This window comes from Rhizobium sp. NLR22b (assembly GCF_019685295.1).
Taxonomy (GTDB): Bacteria; Pseudomonadota; Alphaproteobacteria; order Rhizobiales; family Rhizobiaceae; genus Rhizobium.
Genome location: NZ_JABDWM010000016.1, coordinates 72,461 through 89,378, shown reverse-complemented (window position 1 = coordinate 89,378; position 16,918 = coordinate 72,461). Strand labels below are relative to the sequence as shown.

Sequence of the window (16,918 nt, the reverse complement as noted above, 5' to 3'; positions counted from 1 at the left end):
GGCGCGGCTCCATCTCCACCATCCGGGTAGTCGATGCCGGCAAGCCGGCGCGGTTGCGGAAATGGTGACGGAATGCAGTGCTTCGCTTCTCGACTTCAAAGAGAAGAATAGCCGATCGGGAGGATGATAATGACGGACAGCCAACCGAAGAAGCGCCGCCTGCGTTCGCAGGATTGGTTCGACAATCCCGATCATATCGACATGGCGGCGCTCTATCTCGAGCGTTTCATGAATTACGGCATCACGCCGGAAGAACTGCGGTCCGGCAGGCCGATCATCGGAATTGCCCAGAGCGGTAGCGATCTGACGCCCTGCAACAGGGTGCATGTCGAGCTCGCCAAGCGCGTGCGTGACGGTATTCGCGACGCGGGCGGCATCCCCATCGAATTTCCGACGCATCCGATCTTCGAGAACTGCAAGCGCCCGACCGCCGCCCTCGACCGCAATCTAGCCTATCTCGGCCTTGTCGAGATCCTCTACGGCTATCCGCTCGACGGTGTCGTGTTGACCACCGGCTGCGACAAGACCACGCCTTCGGCAATCATGGCTGCTTCGACAGTCGATATTCCGGCCATCGTGCTCTCCGGCGGGCCGATGCTCGATGGCTGGCACGAGGGGGAACTGGCCGGCTCCGGCACCGTCATCTGGCGGATGCGGCGGAAATATGCGGCCGGTGAAATCGATCGGGAGGAGTTTCTGCAGGCGGCGCTCGATTCGGCTCCATCCGTCGGTCACTGCAATACGATGGGCACCGCCTCGACGATGAATGCGCTGGCGGAAGCACTCGGCCTATCGCTCACCGGCTGCGGCGCCATTCCGGCCGCCTACCGGGAGCGGGGGCAGATGGCCTACCGCACCGGACGGCGCGCCGTCGAGATCGTGTTCGAGGATCTGAAGCCATCGGATATCCTGACGCGGGCCGCGTTCCTCAATGCGATCCGCACCAATTCGGCGATCGGCGGCTCGACCAATGCGCAGCCGCATCTGGCTGCCATGGCCAAGCACGCCGGCGTCGAACTTTATCCCGATGACTGGCAGGTGCACGGCTTCGATATCCCGCTTCTGGCCAATGTCCAGCCGGCGGGCGCCTATCTCGGCGAGCGCTATCACCGCGCGGGCGGCACGCCGGCGATCATGTGGGAGCTGCTGCAGGCCGGAAAGCTCGACGGCGACTGTCGCACGGTGACGGGGAGGACGATGGCCGAGAACCTGAAAGGCCGCCAGGCCAGCGACCGCGAGGTCATCCGGCCTTTCGACGAACCGCTGAAGGAGCGGGCGGGCTTCCTCGTCCTCAAGGGCAATCTCTTCGATTTCGCGATCATGAAGATGAGCGTAGTCTCGGAAGATTTCCGCCAGCGCTATCTTCTGGAGCCCGGGCGGGAAGGTGTTTTCGAGGGCAGGGCGGTGGTTTTCGATGGTTCCGAGGATTATCACAGGCGCATCAACGACCCTGAACTCGGCGTCGACGAGGATACCATCCTCGTCATCCGCGGAGCGGGGCCGCTCGGCTGGCCTGGATCGGCTGAGGTCGTCAACATGCAGCCGCCGGATCATCTCCTGAAACGCGGCATCCGGAGTCTGCCGACGATCGGCGACGGCCGTCAGTCGGGCACCGCCGACAGTCCATCGATTCTCAACGCCTCGCCGGAAAGTGCAGCCGGTGGCGGCCTCGCCTGGCTTCGGACCGGCGATGTCATCCGCATCGATTTCAATGTGGGGCGCTGCGACATGCTGGTGGATGACGCCGAGATCGAGCGGCGCAAGGCCGACGGCATTCCGGCGGTGCCGGCGGATGCGACGCCGTGGCAGCGGATCTACCGCCGCTCGGTCACGCAACTGTCTGACGGCGCGGTTTTAGAGGGGGCTTCGGAGTTCCGCCAGATCGCGAAAAACACGCCACGGCACAACCATTGATGTGGTTTGAACGCAGATTGCAATCTCATGATCCAAAAAGGAACGTCGTAACGAACAGTTCACCTAGTGACCAGTTCGGGCGTCCGCACAAGGCTTCTTTAATGCCGGCTTGAGACCATATTGCAATTAAGGAAGCTTCCAAGGCTGAGACCGCGTTGTCAGAAAACAAAGCCACACGATCCGAACAAGAGTTCCAGGATCTTCTGCGCCGGCTCGAACTCGCCCTCGATGCATCCCGGATCGGAGTCTGGGAGTACAGCATCGCCAAGGGCGGGATCTTGTGGGATGCGCAGATGCACCGGCTCTACGAAACCGGCGAGACATGCCGACATGTGCCGGCATGGTTCTGGTCGAATGCGATCCACCCTGATGACCGCGAGCGGGCCGAAAGCGATTTCGAACAGGCGATCACGGCGCGAGGCGCATACGACTCGCAATTCCGGATCGTGCTGCCGAGCGGCGAGATCCGCCACCTTCGCTCGCGGGCGCATTTCTATGTGGATGCGGAGGGGGCGCCCTCCTTCATCGGCGCCGAATGGGATGTGACGGCCGACGTGCAGCTCAACGCGGAACTCGAGCGACAGAAGATGGTGGCCGAGGCGAGAGCGCTGGCGCTTGAGGAAAGCAATGCGCGCATCGAGCATGTTGCCGATCATGATTACCTTACCGGTCTGCCGAACCGCCGCCTGCTCGACAAACGGCTCGCAGAGCTGCCGGCGGACCGGAGCGTCACGACGCTTGGCGTCCTGCATCTCGATCTCGACCAGTTCAAGCAGATCAACGACAGCCACGGCCATGCGGCCGGCGATGCGGTGCTGCGGGCCGCGGCCCTTCGCATCACCGCTGCCATTCCCGCGAACGGTATGGTTGCCCGCGTTGGCGGCGACGAGTTCGTTATCGTGCTCGTCAATTTCGCCGATCTCGCGGAATTGAGATTGATCACAGAGGATGTTCAGCGGCGGCTGCGGAAGAAGATCCGTTTCGGTCAAGAGATGCTGCAATCCGGTGCATCGATCGGCGTTTCATGGAGCGGCGATCGGCGGGCACGCAACCTCCTGGCCGAATCCGACCTGGCGCTCTATCAAGCCAAGAAGCTTGGGCGCAACCGCATCGAATTCTTTACGAGGCAACTGCAGGAAGATCTGCGATCGAAACGCCGCCTGGCTGAAGAGCTCAAGCTCGGTCTGGATCGCGGCGAGATTGTTCCCTATTATCAGGTGCAGCTCGACGCCCAAACGCGCGAGGTGATCGGCTTCGAGGCGCTGGCCCGCTGGAAACATCCCGAGAAGGGCGTGCTTGCGCCGGGGGTGTTCCTCAAGGTCGCCGACGAGCACGGGCTTGCGGCCGAGATCGACGCCGCGATTCTGAAGAGCGTTCTCGAAGACCGGTTGTCCTGGCAGTTGCGGGGCGTTGCGGTTCCGCGCATCGCCGTCAACATTTCGGCGTCGCGCCTTGCCGATCCGGCGCTGCTCGGCAAATTGAAGAAGCTCGATATTCCGCCGGGCGCAGTCGTGTTCGAGCTGGTCGAGACGATTTTCCTGGACGACAGCGACGAAAAGCTGCTCGATCATATCGATGACATCAAACAGCTGGGCATCGACATCGAAATCGACGATTTCGGATCGGGCCATGCCTCGCTCATCGGTCTCGTCAAGCTGCGGCCGAAGCGGCTGAAGATCGACCGGCAACTCGTTGCTGAGGTCGTCAGCTCGGACGAGCAGCGGCGCGTCGTAGGATCAATCGTCGAGATCGCCAAGGCGCTCGATGTCGAGGTGATCGCCGAGGGCATAGAGACCGAGGCACACGCCGCGGTGCTGGCGCAGTTGGGTTGCGACGGTCTGCAGGGTTATGCGTTCGGCTATCCCGCGCCGGCAGCCCAGACAGACCGGCTGTTCCCTTCGCTCGCGGGCGGAGTGGAAAAGCAAAGGGCAGCGATAGGTGGCTGATTTCCGCTGAAATGCTTCTTGGTCTTCGGGGTTGAGTAAGCGAGAGGTTTCGGCGCGACATTTATTCGCGCCGGCAGGACGATTATTGGGCGCCAAGTAATTTTCTTGAGCTTGCAACGGCATTGTTTCATGGTAATGCGGAAACGAAGCTTACTGAAAACGACTATAGGCGTGGTCAAGACCATCGGCGCTGCTTCTCCATCATTCGCAGGTGCGGTGGCGGTGACCTGACAATTGCTTTGCCGTTGGCGGGATGGACTTGCGGGACATTCAATCTGGGAAGGGCGCATGAATTCGGAATTTGCCGTTCGTTCGATGCGGCCCGGCGAATTGGAACTCGTGCTCGAATGGGCGCGTCAGGAGGGGTGGAACCCGGGTCTCGACGATTCGTTTGCATTCCTCGAAGCCGATCCGTCGGGATTTTTCGTCGGCTCCGTCGGTGAAGTCCCCGTCGGCTCGCTCTCAGTCGTCAAATATGGCGACAGCTTCGCCTTTCTCGGCCTCTACATCGTTCACCCGGATTTCCGCGGCAAGGGCTATGGCAAGGCGATCTGGGAAGCGGGGATCGCCACGGCGGAAGGTCGGACGATCGGTCTCGACGCCGTTGCCGCGCAGCAGGGGAATTATCGCAAGGCTGGCTTTGAGCCCGCCTATTCCACCATTCGTTACGGCGGCGTTGCCTCCTCTTTGCCGGGCTCGACGCTTGTCGCGCAGCCGGCGCTGGATTCACGCCTGGAAGGGCTGCAGCGTTATGATGCGGCGATCTTTCCGCAGCCGCGGGATGCCTTCCTCGCCACGTGGTGCAGCAGCCGTAAGGGGCGGCGTACGGCTGTGGTCCGCAAAAGCCACAAGATCCGCGGCTACGGCACGATCCGCCGCTGCTATGAAGGCTACAAGATCGGCCCGCTTTTCGCCAACGATGCAGACAGCGCCGCGGCGCTGCTTGTCGAATTAATCCCCGAAGCAAAGGGCGCTCAGATCTTCATCGACATCCCCGTCGAAAACCGCGAGGCTATCGCGCTTGCCGAAAGCATAGGCCTCCAGCCGGTGTTCGAGACCATGCGGATGTATCGGGGACCAGCGCCAGCCATCCCGTTGAAGCATGTTTTCGGAGTGACGACGCTGGAGCTTGGTTAGCTAGTCCACGGGCGAGGCGGGCACGGTGGGAGCGGACGCTTTCGGTCGGCCCTTTTCGGCGATCGCGATGCCGCCGAGCGTCAGCATCAGCGCTATCATATGGAAGGACTGAAGCCGTTCTCCAATCAGAACGACTGAGAGCAGTGTTCCGAACACCGGCACGAGATTGATGAAGAGACCGGCGCGGTTGGCGCCGATAGCCTCGACACCCTTGATATATAGGATCTGCGCCAGCAATGAGGGGAAGATCGCCGTATAGAAGGTGATGCTCCAACCGGCCTGGTCCGGCCACTGCGCAACGCCGCGGGCGATCTCCCAAAGAAGCAGCGGCAGCGAGGTCAGCATGGCGGCGAGGGCGGGGAAGGCCATCAGCGTGCGCCAATCCACCGCCGGTTTCCAGCGCAGGAAGATGGTGTAGAGCGCATAGGCGGCAATCGCGATCAGCATCAGCCCGTCGCCCCGGTTGAGCTGCAATTGCAGCAGCGTGGCGAGGTCGCCATGGGAAGCCGTCAGCGCCACGCCCAGCAGCGTCATGCCGAAGCCGAAACATTGCGCCAGCGAGATACCAGTGCGGAAAAAGAAGAAATTCAACAGGAAGATCAGCATCGGAATGCCGGCTTGCTCGATGGCGACGTTGATCGCCGTCGTATATTTTACCGCCGAGTAGAGCATGGCGTTGAAGAGTGTATAGCCGATGGCGCCGTAGCAAAGGAGCAGTGGCAGGTTTTTCCTCGCCACGGGCCAATCCTTCTTCAGTTGCGGCACGGATATCAAGGCGATGAGCGCGACGGCGAGGAACCAACGCAGAAAGGTCAGCATCATCGGGCTGATATGACCGACCGCAAGTTTGCCGGCGACGGAGTTGCCGCCCCAGCAGAGGGTGGCGATGACGAGGCAGATATAGGCTGTGGCTTGCAAGAGCGTGCTTCCTCGTCACTTTGCTAGAGATAATCGGCTTTTTCCCAGGGGAAATAGACTGCCGGCTGCTGATTTGTCACGTAAAAAGCCCAATCGGCTGTGACAACAGGGTCGCTTTCCCAAAAACAAAGCTTTATAGATGCGCGGGTTTGAGCAGGTGCGCGGTTCTCCGCCGGTAACAGGAAGAGTTGGATGACGAACGTAGTCGTGGTCGGTTCGCAATGGGGTGACGAAGGCAAAGGCAAAATTGTCGATTGGCTTTCGGAACGTGCGGATATTGTCGTGCGCTATCAGGGCGGCCACAATGCCGGCCATACGCTCGTCATCGACGGCACGAGCTATAAGCTCTCGCTGTTGCCTTCCGGCGTCGTGCGTCCCGGCAAGATGGCTGTGATCGGCAACGGCGTCGTCGTCGATCCGCATGCCCTGATCGCCGAGATCGGCCGGCTGGAGGCGCAGGGCGTTAAGGTGACGCCTGATAATCTGCGGATCGCCGACAATGCGACGCTCATCCTGTCGCTGCACCGCGAGCTCGACGCGATGCGCGAGGATGCGGCGTCCAACAGCGGCACGAAGATCGGCACGACGCGCCGCGGCATCGGCCCGGCCTATGAGGACAAGGTCGGCCGCCGCGCCATCCGGGTCATGGATCTTGCCGATCTCGACAGCCTTTCCGGCAAGGTCGACCGCATCCTGACGCATCACAATGCGCTTCGCCGCGGCCTCGGCGTCGCCGAGGTCAGCCACCAGGCGATCATGGACGAACTGACCTCGATCGCCGATCGGGTGCTGCCGTTCCGCGACACGGTCTGGCTGTTGCTTGATAAGGAGCGTCGCAAGGGCGCCCGCATCCTGTTCGAAGGCGCGCAGGGCAGTTTGCTCGACATCGATCACGGCACCTATCCTTTCGTAACCTCCTCCAACACCGTGGCCGGCCAGGCGGCGGCCGGTTCCGGCATGGGACCTGGCTCACTCGGCTATATCCTCGGCATCACCAAGGCCTATACGACACGCGTCGGCGAAGGTCCGTTCCCGACGGAGCTAACCGACGAAATCGGCCAGTTCCTGGGTGAGAAGGGGCATGAGTTCGGTACCGTGACGGGGCGCAAGCGTCGCTGCGGCTGGTTCGACGCAGCATTGGTGCGCCAGTCGGTCGCCACCAACGGCATCACCGGCATCGCGCTCACCAAGCTCGACGTGCTCGACGGTCTCGAGGAATTGAAGATCTGCGTCGGTTATATGCTCGACGGCGAACAGATTGATCATCTTCCCGCAAGCCAGGGAGCGCAAGCTCGGGTCGAACCGATCTATGTCACGCTGGAGGGATGGAAAGAATCGACCGTCGGCGCCCGCAGTTGGGCGGATCTTCCGGCGCAGGCGATCAAGTATGTTCGCCAGGTCGAAGAACTGATCGGAGCGCCGGTCGCGCTCCTTTCCACCAGTCCGGAACGGGACGACACGATACTTGTGACCGATCCGTTTGAGGATTAAGGTCACGGCCCACTGTGGAGGACAGTTCGGCAGAAGGCCGGACTTCTTGAGAAAGTAAGAATGGCGGATTTTATTGCAGTTATTCGGCGGGCCGTCGATGGCCTGGCTGAAAATACCCCCGAGATGCGGGTGAAAGTCTACGAGCGTGCTCGCGGCGCAGTGCAGCGGCAGCTCGAGAATATGAAGCCGCGTCCGCCGGAAGCCATGCTGCAACGCCAGCTCGAAAAGCTCGAGGCCGCCATCCGCGAAGTGGAGGCTGAACACTCCGAAGCGCTGCCCCTCGATGAGGCGGCTGGCGCCGGCGCCGCGCCGGAAATCTTGGAAGAACAAGCGGTTCCTGACGAAAGCACGTCGCCGCCTGCGCCCCAGACGGCTGTCGACGAGCCGGCCGGTGAAGCCGATGCGGGATCGCCGACAACCGACGCAGCCCACGAGCCGGATCACCTGGAAGCCGACGCACGGCAGGAAACTGAGGAAGAGGTCGCGGCTGAGGAGCCCCTTTCCGCGGAACCTGAGCCCGAACAAGCACCTGTTTCCGCTGAGACAGCTGCACCCGTCGAGGCCTATTGGCATCCCTCGCATGAGGAGGAGGCGCCGGCCGAGGAATGGCATGCCGGCGAGGCGCGTGACGTCGCCGCCGAAGAAATGCAGCCGGAACATCACGGCTTCGAAACGCCATCTGCCGATCATTCCTACGAGGAAGCCGACGAGCATCGTGCCGATGAGCAGCATCCCCAGGAGATCGCGGCCGAACCGGCGATGGCGGAAAGCCATGAGCCGAAGGCCGAGGCAGCTTACGAGCCCATCGAGTCGTTTCAGCCGATCACACGCGGCATGGAGCATGCATCCAACCGGCTCGTGGAGCCGGTCGCCGATTTCGATCGGGCGGAATTCGTCGAACATAGCCGCGAGGAGCCGCTGCAGGCGGATGCTGCGGGACATTTCGATCCTGTCTGGGCCGAGCCTGCCGTCGAGACGCCGGCTCCGGCGCCCAAGGATGCTGAGACCGAATGGGCCGAAGAGGAGCTCCGGCAATATTCGGAAACGGCGCCGGTCACCGGCGACGCTTCGGCGCGTGCCTTCGAAGACGTGATATCGAGTCTCGAGAAAATGGCGCCCGCCGCTGTCATGCCGGCCGCTAAGGAAGCTTTCTCCTGGGAGAAGGCTGCCTTTGACGACCTGCCGCCGATCGAGGCAGGCACCGACAAGAAGACGCCCGTTTCATCGCATTTCGACGACGTTGATATCTTCGCGGAGGTGCACGACGGCAAGCCTACACCCCCCGCCGGCGCGCCGAGCGAGGAGTGGCGCGAAGCGAAGGCCCTGCGTGGCTATGACCGCCGCGGTCCGATCGCCGCCGACGATGACGACGCCAATCCGGCGATGGATATCGATCAGATCGTCGCCTCGAAGCTGCAGGGCAAGAATTTCCGCATGGAACCGAAGCGCCGCCGCTTCGGCATCGGCACGATAATCACTCTCCTCTTCGCGCTTATCCTGATCGGTGGCGGCGCCTATGCCGGCTGGATGAACAGAGAAGCGCTGGTGGCGATGGTCGATGGGCTTGTCAGCTCGGCGCCATCGCAGGCTACGAGAAACGAGGCGGCAATGACGCCGGCGGGGTCCGAGACGTCGACTCAGGCCACGCCGACTCCAGCCCAGCCAGTTGCGCCGGAAGCGCAGAATCCGCCGCCGGCCGCGGCACAGCCGAACCAGCAAGTGGCGTCATTGAACAATGACGGCGCGGCGGCCAATTCCAAATTTACGCAACGACTGCTTTCCGACGGAACTGAAGTCGATAGCGGTCCGGCGACGGTGCCGGGAACGCCGACTGCCGAAGGAAAATCGGTGGCCGAACAGAATGTTGCGGCAGCGGATACGCCGCCCGCCAGCGCGCAAGGCGATGCGGCCCCGCCCGAAACGCTGACGCCGAACGGTCCCACGGCATCGCCGCAGCAGGCTGCGCCGGTCGGTTCGTCGGAAAAAATGTTCCTCTATGAGGAGCGTATCGGCCAGAGCTCGCCGACGGCCATCGAGGGAACGGTCGTCTGGAGCGTCCAGCACGAGGCCGGCCAGGACGGCCGGCAGGAGGCGACGGTGCAGGGCAACGTCAGCGTTCCCGAGCGCAACCTCTCCGCTCTCGTTACCTTCAAGCGCAACTCCGATCCGTCCCTGCCGGCAAGTCATCTCGTCGAGATCGTCTTCTCGGTGCCGCCGAATTTCGAAGGCGGCAGCATCGAGAGCGTCCAGCGCATTTCGATGAAGCGCACGGAACAGGATCGCGGCGACGCGCTGATCGCGGTTCCGGCCAAGATCACCGATGATTTCCACATGATTGCGCTCAACGACTATCCCGATGCGCGCAAGGCCAATCTCGATCTGTTGTCGACCCGCAACTGGATCGATATTCCGATCACCTACCGCAACGGCCGCCGTGCGCTGCTGACAATGGAGAAGGGGGGCACGGGAACGAACGCCTTCAATACAGCCATCAAGGAGTGGACTGCACTCGGGGATGTCTCCACGAGCCAGTGAGTGGGTTCTCGATGCCTTGTGCCACCGGCCTCCTCATTCGCCGGCTGGCTCCCGCTGGCGTCGAGCCACAGGTCTCGACCCGTCCTTCGGACCCCCGCTGGGGAGAAGAGAATCGTGGCAAGCTCCTGTCTTTCATAAAGCATTCTTTTTGGAAATGAGGGCGAGCAGCTTGCTCCTCCTCTTCTCCCCAGCAGACGGTGGCCCGAAGGGTCGGATGAGGGGGGCTGCACGGCACCCCTTTGACGTCCTTCCCGCAGGCGTCGCCCGCTACAAAACAAAAACGCCACCTCCCGTCTAGGAGGTGGCGTTTGCAATTCTCGAGCTCAGCCGATCAGGCCGTGGCTTCGACGACGCGAATGGCCTTGGCGCGTTCCAGGGCTTCCTTGCGAACAGCATCCTGCACCTTTTCAAAGGCGCGGACTTCGATCTGACGGACGCGTTCGCGGCTGATGTCGAACTCGGCCGAGAGATCTTCCAGCGTCACCGGATCCTCGGCAAGGCGGCGGGCCTCGAAGATGCGACGCTCGCGTTCGTTCAGAACACTCATTGCTTTGGCCAGCATGCGCCGGCGGGTTTCGAGCTCATCCTGTTCGATCAGCACGTCTTCCTGGCTCTCATGGTCGTCCACAAGCCAATCCTGCCATTGACCGCTGTCGCCTTCGGCCGCCTTGATCGGCGCGTTCAGCGAGGCGTCGCCGGAGAGACGGCGGTTCATCGAGATGACCTCCTCCTCCGAGACGTTCAGCTTGGTGGCGATTTCCGAGACGTGCTCCGGCTTCAGGTCGCCGTCGTCGATCGCCTGGATGCGGCCCTTCAGCCGGCGCAGATTAAAGAACAGGCGCTTCTGGTTGGCGGTCGTGCCCATTTTCACCAGCGACCACGACCGTAGGATATATTCCTGGATCGAGGCCTTGATCCACCACATGGCGTAGGTGGCGAGGCGGAAGCCGCGTTCGGGATCGAATTTCTTGACGGCCTGCATCAGACCGACATTGCCTTCAGAGACGACTTCGCCGATCGGCAGGCCGTAGCCGCGATAACCCATCGCGATCTTCGCGACGAGGCGAAGATGGCTGGTGACGAGTTTATGGGCAGCGTCGCGGTCGCCATGCTCGGCATAACGCTTGGCCAACATATATTCCTGCTGCGGCTCCAGCATCGGGAATTTGCGGATTTCGTCGAGATAACGGTTGAGACCGGCTTCGCCGGCGGTAATGGACGGCAAGGTATTTCGGGCCATAGTGCACCCTCCTAAAGTGAATTCCGGCTCCCGATGGAAACGCGCCCCCGCGTTAAAAGGCGAACCGGGACGTGCGGCTTTTGTTCCAAGCCCGCACTAAGTCCATATACAGATAAGTATGGCGAAACGGCGGTTCAAGGTGCCGCTCACGCAGGTGTGAGGCGGCGAGAGCGGTGTCCCGAAGCCGCTTTATCGTCGCAATGCCTCGACCAGTTTCACCATATCGTCCGGCAGCGGTATTTCGAAATGCTTGAGTTCGCCGGTGCGGGGATGCTCGAATTGCAGCATGAAGGCATGCAGTGCCTGACGGCCGAAACCATTGACAACCTTGCGGATCTCTTCGGGCAGAAGATTGGCCTTGGTCCTGAAGCCGGCGCCGTAAACGATGTCGCCAACGAGCGGATGACCGATATGGGCCATGTGCACGCGAATCTGATGGGTGCGGCCGGTTTCCAAGTGGCACTCGACCAGCGACGCGAGCGCGGTCGCGTCAGGGTTCTCCTGGAAGCGCTCGATCACTTCGTAGTGGGTGATCGCCGCGTCGGCATCCTGGCTGTCGGTGCGCTTGACGGCCCGGCGGGTGCGGTCGCCGGTGGCGCGGCCGAGAGGCGCATCGATTGTTCCCGACAGAGTGCGGGGACGGCCCCAGACGACTGCCCGGTAAGCCCGCTCCAGCGGCATGGTGCGGCCGTGGTCGGCAAATTGAAGCGAGAGGTGGCGATGGGCGACGTCGTTCTTGGCGACGACCATGACGCCTGTCGTGTCCTTGTCGAGACGATGGACAATGCCAGGACGGCGCACGCCGCCGATGCCGGAGAGCGTATCGCCGCAATGATGGATCAGCGCGTTGACCAGAGTTCCTGTCCAGTTACCGGAGCCGGGATGGACGACCAGACCTGCCGGTTTCGATATGACGATAAGGTCATCGTCCTCATAAAGGATGTCGAGCGGGATATCTTCGCCCTTTGGGGTCGGGTCTTCAGGTTCGGGCAGGGTGATTTCGAAGCTGTCGCCGACGCGCACCTTGCGCTGCGGATCGGTAACCTGCTCGCCTCGCAAAGAAACCAGCCCCTCCTTGATCAGCGCCTTGATGCGGCTGCGGGAAAAATCCTTACCGACCTGCGCGGTCAGCCATGCGTCGAGCCGGCCTTCGGCGGTTTCATCGGCGGTCAGGACTTTTCTAACGCCGGCTGCTTGTTTAAAGGGGTCGCTCAAGACGCTTCTTCTCCGACGTATTTTTAGAACGGAACGCAAAGATGACAGCAATCGAGCCAGACGACCAGGAAGAGAAGCCCCTTGATCCGGCGATGGAAAGTGTCCGGCGCAAGATGGTCCGCCTGCAGATTGTATCCGGCGCCATCATGTTCGTCAGCCTTATGGCGGTCTTCGGCGCTGTTGTCTACAAGACGATGCGCGAGCCCAAGGAGACCGCGTCCACTGCCGCAGCTTCCGGTGTGCCTTCGGATGCACCGCTTGCTGCGACCCTTTCCCTGCCGCTCGGGTTCAAGGTGCAGTCAACCTCGTTTTCGGCGGGACAGATCCTGTTCTATGGAGAAACGGTTGAAGGCACGAGGAAGGCGCTGGTATTCGATCTGAGGACCGGCCGCACCGTCGCCGACGTCATCGTCGCCGGGAATTGAGGCGAGATGGCCCCGATCGTCATCGACAGCGCCGACGACCCACGCATTGCCGAGTTTCGCGATATAAGAGAGCGTGACCTGACGGGCCGGGAAAACCGCTTTATCGCCGAAGGCACTGTCGTGCTGCGCATGCTCGCCGAGGCGCATGCGGCACGTCGCGGCTTCTCGGCCGAGAAAATCCTGCTGCTGCGCAATCGCGTCGACGGTCTGCAATCCATCCTCGAACGGTTTCCGGCTAGCGTGCCGGTTTATGTCGCCGAGGCTGAAGTGCTCGATGGTGTCGTCGGCTTTCATCTGCATCGCGGCGTTCTCGCCCTCGGCAAGCGAGAGGACCGCGGCGAGGCAGCACTTCTCGACGCATTGCCGGAACGGGCGCTGGTGCTGGTCGGCTGCGGCATTTCCAACCACGACAATGCCGGCTCGATGTTTCGCAATGCCGCCGCCTTCCGGGCGGATGCCGTGCTGCTCGACGAAACCTGCTGCGATCCGCTCTATCGCAAGGCATTGCGCGTGTCGGTCGGCTCGGTGTTGAGCGTTCCGCACCGGCGCGGCGGCAAGGCGCTGGACCTGCTTCTGGCGCTTGCCCAACGTGGGTTTGCGATCTGGACGCTGTCGCCGCATGGGAAGACCGACATCCGCGCCATTCCGGCCGGGGCACGCATGGCGCTCGTCATCGGCACGGAGGGGGAGGGCTTGCCGGAGGCACTGCTGGCGCACTTTCAGAGCGCCCGTATCCCGCAATCGGAGGAGCTCGACAGTCTCAACGCGGCGACTGCGACGGGGATCGCATTGTTTTCCATGGCCTCCGCCATGGGGCGGATCTGACGTTTGGAACGACGCGCGTCGGATCGATGGGCTAACGCACCGGATTGGCGATGACGGCCGCCGCCCTGTCGGCAAGGCTGAGGCGATCGTTCGGGTTCTTGTTGCCGGCATCCGGCAGCAGCGCGTGGATCGCTGAGGAAGGGCCCTCGTTGAGTGCGGTCAGCGCGACCATATTGGCGGCGATCGAGGCGATCTCCTCGCGGATCGCGCCATCGCGTCCGGTGACGGACTTTGCCTTCAGCAGGCGCTCGGCAAGGGCGGCGCTGCGCTTGCGGACATCCTCGCCCATCTCAGCCGTCACAGCGGCCGTGTCGAGCACGGATGCGGTCGTGTCTTCAGCCGTCAGTTCCGCCGGTAGTTCCGCCGCTATCTTGGCCAGGCCGGCATCGCGCAGCACCCGGTTGATCTTGCGGATCTCGGCATTGGCGGCTTTCAACTGCTCCTTCAACTTGGCGATCTCCTGCTGACGGCGGGCGAGCTGCGTTTCCTTCTCGGCGGCGGAAGCGCTTTCGCGTGCAGCCTTGTCCTCCAGGCGGATCACCATATGCTGCTGCTGCGTCAGTTTCTGTTCGGCATCCCTAGCCCGCTTCTGGAGCAGGTTGACGTCCTGGCGCAATGTGTCGCGTTCGTCGCGCAGCGCGTTGGCGCGGAATTTCAGGCTTTCCGCTTCGGTCTCACGCGCGGCGAGATCGATTCTCAGCCCGTCGGCCTGTTCGATGAGTTTGCTCAGCCGCGTTCGCATTGCCGCCAGTTCGCTCTCCTTGTCGGCGGCGGATTGTTCGGCAATATGCAGATTGGTTTTCAACTGGCTGATGTAGTTCTCATCCTTGCGCAGGTGCGAGCGCTGCTCGGCCGCCTCGACATGCATCTCGCCGATCTGGGCCTGCAATTCGCCGATCTCGGCGGCGAGCCTGCCGGCATCGACGGCGAGCGCATCGTGGCGCAGCTGGAGCGACAGGGATTTCTCGCGCTCACGCAGAAGGTCCTGGGTGGTGCGGGCATTCTCGGCGGCATGAAGCGCGCGCACCATATCCTTCTGGGCGCGAACCTCCTGCGGGCTCAGCGGCATCGTCGCCTTGAGACGGTTTTCGGTATACCAGACAATGCGGCGGTGAACGGCCGGCGAGACCAGAAAGACGAGGAAGGCCGCGGTCAGGAAGCCCAATCCGAACAAGAGAGCGTATTCGATCACGGCGCGGCCATCGATTCGACAGTTAATACGGGGTCAGCCGCGATGATTAAGCAGGCATGGCACGCATGGCAAGGCCGCCGATGCCGGCGGCAGCCGATTCCTGCCGCTTTACCACCTCAGAAGGGGTTCCAGGTCGGCGCCTGGGTGATCTTGAGATAACCGACATTGACCCCGAGGCGGGCGCCGACGCCAGTGCGGATCGGCACAACCAGCACGTCATTGTTTTTCAGCACCGTCATGCCGAAGCCGGCGATCACATAGGCCGAGCCACTGACGCCGCCGAAGCGGGCATAGATGCCGTCGATGGAGGGCAGGTCGTAGACCAGCATCATGACGCGCGAACCCTGGCCGCCGTAATCGATGCCGAGAGACGGGCCCTGCCAGTAGAGCGGATGCTCGCCGGCGTTCTTGGTGTTGAGTTGGCCTTCGCCGTAGGTGAGACCGGCGATGAAGGCGCCGCCGCCTTCCTGCCCAAGAATATAACCGTTCGGCAGGCCGTATTTCTGGAAGGCGCTCTCGACCACCTTGGCAAGGCCGCCGCTGGCGGAGCCGAAGAAGGAGTGGCCGGCATCGATGATTTCCTGCATCGTATACTGACCGTTGTTCTGGGCCGCGGCCGGCCCGGCAATCATCAGCGAGGAGAAGACGAGGGCCGAAAGCAACCTGCAGAAGCCAATGAATCGGTGCGGAAATCGAGGGCGCATGATGTCATCCGTTCGTCGTTTGGCTGGAGCGGGCACCCGCTCGCGTCGATTGCTGCATTTTGCGCCGATGATCTTAACAATCGGTTTACCAAATATGGTGTCATTATGGCACTGAATACGATCGCAAACTTCGCGCAATTTTGATGAAGCATATTTGCGGGCGCGATGAGATTGCCGCCCTTCAGGAGACGATGATGTCCAAGAACCCGAACCTCACCCTGTCCGGCCCGGATCTGGCCGCGCTTCTCTGCAGCCGCGTTTGCCACGATGTCATCTCGCCCGTCGGCGCGATCAACAACGGCCTGGAGCTTCTGGATGAAGGCGGCGCTGATTCCGATGCAATGGATCTGATCCGCACCAGTGCGCTCAACGCTTCCGTCCGCCTGAAATTCGCGCGCCTCGCCTTCGGCGCATCGGGTTCAGTCGGCGCCTCGATCGATACCGGCGAGGCCGAGCGGGCCGCCAAGGATTTTGCCCTCGCCGAGAAGAAGACCGAGGTGATCTGGAACGGACCGCGTGCCATCGTGGCCAAGAACCGCGTCAAGCTGTTGCTCAACCTCTTCCTCGTCGCCTATTCGGCGATTCCGCGCGGCGGCGTGCTCGAGGTCACGCTCGAAAATCCTGAATTCGAGGCCAAGTTCACCCTCTCGGTGAAAGGCAAGCTGATGCGTCTGCCGCCGAAATTCGTCGAGATATCGACGGGGACGATCGAGGAAGCGATCGACGCCCATTCGATCCAGCCGTACTACGCCGTGCTTCTGGCCGAGGAGTGCGGAATGACGCTCGACCACAGCGCAAGTCCGGACGAACTGGTGTTCACGGCGACGGTTGCTGCGGTCTGATTTTTCGGCGTGCAGCAGCATGCTCTCGCCCGTCCGGTAACGATTCCTTAGCCTGATGGACCTATTCTCTTAGGTTGTGGAAGACCCCTCGTTGCGACGAATGCGGGGAAAGGAGTAGTCATGCAAAGGTTCATGATCACCGATAATTCGGACATTGTCCGTAAGGTCGGCAAGCGCATTCTCTCCGAACTCGACTTTCTCGTCAGCGAGGCCTCCGATGCCGCCGAGGCGCTGCAGCGCTGCCAGGCAGAGTTGCCGGAATACCTCATCGTCGATTCCGGCATGGAAGGTGCGCTCGACCTCATCGCGGCGATCCGCGCCATGGACGGCGGCAAAGAGGTCAAGATCTATTACTGCGTCATCGAGGCGGATCTGAAGAAGCTGATGGCGGGTAAACGAGCCGGCGCCACCGATTTCCTGCTGAAGCCGTTCGATCGTAAGATCCTAACCGCCGTTTTCGGAAACCGCGCGATTGCTGCCTGACATCAGCTTTCTTCCCGGCCGCATCGGCCGTCCCTGAGCATAGTGCCGCAA

Annotated in this window: 14 protein-coding genes; 9 read left to right on the top strand and 5 right to left on the bottom strand. The window is 62.1% G+C overall.

Annotated elements, in window-relative coordinates:
* Positions 1 to 129: 129 nt before the first annotated feature.
* The 3 genes from HJC00_RS24075 (at position 130) to HJC00_RS24065 (ending at position 4,997) form a co-directional block, all read left to right on the top strand.
* Positions 130 to 1,914, top strand: coding sequence for an IlvD/Edd family dehydratase (locus HJC00_RS24075; protein WP_221144653.1), 1,785 nt, complete (start codon positions 130 to 132; stop codon positions 1,912 to 1,914).
* 155 nt (positions 1,915 to 2,069) lie between these two features.
* Positions 2,070 to 3,860 carry a bifunctional diguanylate cyclase/phosphodiesterase gene (locus HJC00_RS24070; protein ID WP_221164714.1) on the top strand — a complete coding sequence of 597 codons (1,791 nt, stop codon included), beginning with the start codon at positions 2,070 to 2,072 and terminating at the stop codon, positions 3,858 to 3,860.
* A gap of 288 nt (positions 3,861 to 4,148) precedes the next feature.
* Entirely contained in the window at positions 4,149 to 4,997 is an 849-nt protein-coding gene (locus HJC00_RS24065; protein ID WP_221144655.1) for a GNAT family N-acetyltransferase, read from the top strand.
* Here HJC00_RS24065 and HJC00_RS24060 read toward each other — a convergent pair whose 3' ends face one another.
* Positions 4,998 to 5,915 (bottom strand): DMT family transporter, encoded by a 918-nt coding sequence (locus tag HJC00_RS24060; RefSeq protein WP_221144657.1) that lies wholly within the window; start codon positions 5,913 to 5,915, stop codon positions 4,998 to 5,000.
* A 192-nt stretch (positions 5,916 to 6,107) separates the two neighbouring features.
* Between HJC00_RS24060 and HJC00_RS24055 the strand changes: the two genes are divergently transcribed.
* Together HJC00_RS24055 and HJC00_RS24050 are read left to right on the top strand one after the other, a co-directional pair.
* On the top strand, positions 6,108 to 7,406 hold the full coding sequence (locus HJC00_RS24055; protein ID WP_210630071.1) for an adenylosuccinate synthase: 1,299 nt from the start codon (positions 6,108 to 6,110) through the stop codon (positions 7,404 to 7,406).
* 60 nt (positions 7,407 to 7,466) lie between these two features.
* Positions 7,467 to 9,941: a hypothetical protein gene (locus tag HJC00_RS24050; protein WP_210630073.1), complete on the top strand. Its 2,475-nt coding sequence runs from the start codon at positions 7,467 to 7,469 to the stop codon at positions 9,939 to 9,941.
* 331 nt (positions 9,942 to 10,272) lie between these two features.
* On the opposite strand, the gene rpoH is transcribed toward HJC00_RS24050, so the two are convergent.
* Both rpoH and HJC00_RS24040 read right to left on the bottom strand, forming a co-directional pair.
* Positions 10,273 to 11,181: an RNA polymerase sigma factor RpoH gene (gene rpoH / locus HJC00_RS24045; RefSeq protein ID WP_020922112.1), complete on the bottom strand. Its 909-nt coding sequence runs from the start codon at positions 11,179 to 11,181 to the stop codon at positions 10,273 to 10,275.
* A 189-nt stretch (positions 11,182 to 11,370) separates the two neighbouring features.
* On the bottom strand, positions 11,371 to 12,396 hold the full coding sequence (locus HJC00_RS24040; RefSeq protein ID WP_221156058.1) for an RluA family pseudouridine synthase: 1,026 nt from the start codon (positions 12,394 to 12,396) through the stop codon (positions 11,371 to 11,373).
* 41 nt (positions 12,397 to 12,437) lie between these two features.
* Between HJC00_RS24040 and HJC00_RS24035 the strand changes: the two genes are divergently transcribed.
* Complete coding sequence (locus HJC00_RS24035; protein ID WP_221164713.1) at positions 12,438 to 12,821, top strand: hypothetical protein; 384 nt, start codon at positions 12,438 to 12,440, stop codon at positions 12,819 to 12,821.
* A gap of 6 nt (positions 12,822 to 12,827) precedes the next feature.
* Complete coding sequence (locus HJC00_RS24030; RefSeq protein ID WP_210630076.1) at positions 12,828 to 13,646, top strand: RNA methyltransferase; 819 nt, start codon at positions 12,828 to 12,830, stop codon at positions 13,644 to 13,646.
* 31 nt (positions 13,647 to 13,677) lie between these two features.
* Here HJC00_RS24030 and HJC00_RS24025 read toward each other — a convergent pair whose 3' ends face one another.
* Complete coding sequence (locus HJC00_RS24025) at positions 13,678 to 14,838, bottom strand: hypothetical protein (RefSeq protein WP_221156057.1); 1,161 nt, start codon at positions 14,836 to 14,838, stop codon at positions 13,678 to 13,680.
* Between the two features lie 116 nt (positions 14,839 to 14,954).
* A complete protein-coding gene (locus tag HJC00_RS24020; RefSeq protein ID WP_210630079.1) occupies positions 14,955 to 15,542 on the bottom strand; it encodes a DUF1134 domain-containing protein in 588 nt (195 codons plus the stop codon).
* Positions 15,543 to 15,736: 194 nt separating this feature from the next.
* Here HJC00_RS24020 and chpT point away from each other — a divergent pair, with 194 nt between their 5' ends.
* Together chpT and HJC00_RS24010 are read left to right on the top strand one after the other, a co-directional pair.
* Positions 15,737 to 16,384, top strand: a complete 648-nt coding sequence (gene chpT / locus HJC00_RS24015) for a histidine phosphotransferase ChpT (RefSeq protein WP_210630081.1) — start codon at positions 15,737 to 15,739, stop codon at positions 16,382 to 16,384.
* A gap of 120 nt (positions 16,385 to 16,504) precedes the next feature.
* Positions 16,505 to 16,867, top strand: a complete 363-nt coding sequence (locus HJC00_RS24010) for a response regulator (RefSeq protein ID WP_210630083.1) — start codon at positions 16,505 to 16,507, stop codon at positions 16,865 to 16,867.
* The last annotated feature ends 51 nt before the right edge of the window (positions 16,868 to 16,918 follow it).

Bases quoted from the DNA above. Each gene is read 5' to 3' on its own strand.
- HJC00_RS24075 (WP_221144653.1), top strand. From the start codon at position 130: ATGACGGACAGCCAACCGAAGAAGCGCCGCCTGCGTTCGCAGGATTGG.
- HJC00_RS24065 (WP_221144655.1), top strand. From the start codon at position 4,149: ATGAATTCGGAATTTGCCGTTCGTTCGATGCGGCCCGGCGAATTGGAA.
- HJC00_RS24055 (WP_210630071.1), top strand. From the start codon at position 6,108: ATGACGAACGTAGTCGTGGTCGGTTCGCAATGGGGTGACGAAGGCAAA.
- HJC00_RS24050 (WP_210630073.1), top strand. From the start codon at position 7,467: ATGGCGGATTTTATTGCAGTTATTCGGCGGGCCGTCGATGGCCTGGCT.
- rpoH (WP_020922112.1), bottom strand. From the start codon at position 11,181: ATGGCCCGAAATACCTTGCCGTCCATTACCGCCGGCGAAGCCGGTCTC.
- HJC00_RS24035 (WP_221164713.1), top strand. From the start codon at position 12,438: ATGACAGCAATCGAGCCAGACGACCAGGAAGAGAAGCCCCTTGATCCG.
- HJC00_RS24030 (WP_210630076.1), top strand. From the start codon at position 12,828: ATGGCCCCGATCGTCATCGACAGCGCCGACGACCCACGCATTGCCGAG.
- HJC00_RS24020 (WP_210630079.1), bottom strand. From the start codon at position 15,542: ATGCGCCCTCGATTTCCGCACCGATTCATTGGCTTCTGCAGGTTGCTT.
- chpT (WP_210630081.1), top strand. From the start codon at position 15,737: ATGTCCAAGAACCCGAACCTCACCCTGTCCGGCCCGGATCTGGCCGCG.
- HJC00_RS24010 (WP_210630083.1), top strand. From the start codon at position 16,505: ATGCAAAGGTTCATGATCACCGATAATTCGGACATTGTCCGTAAGGTC.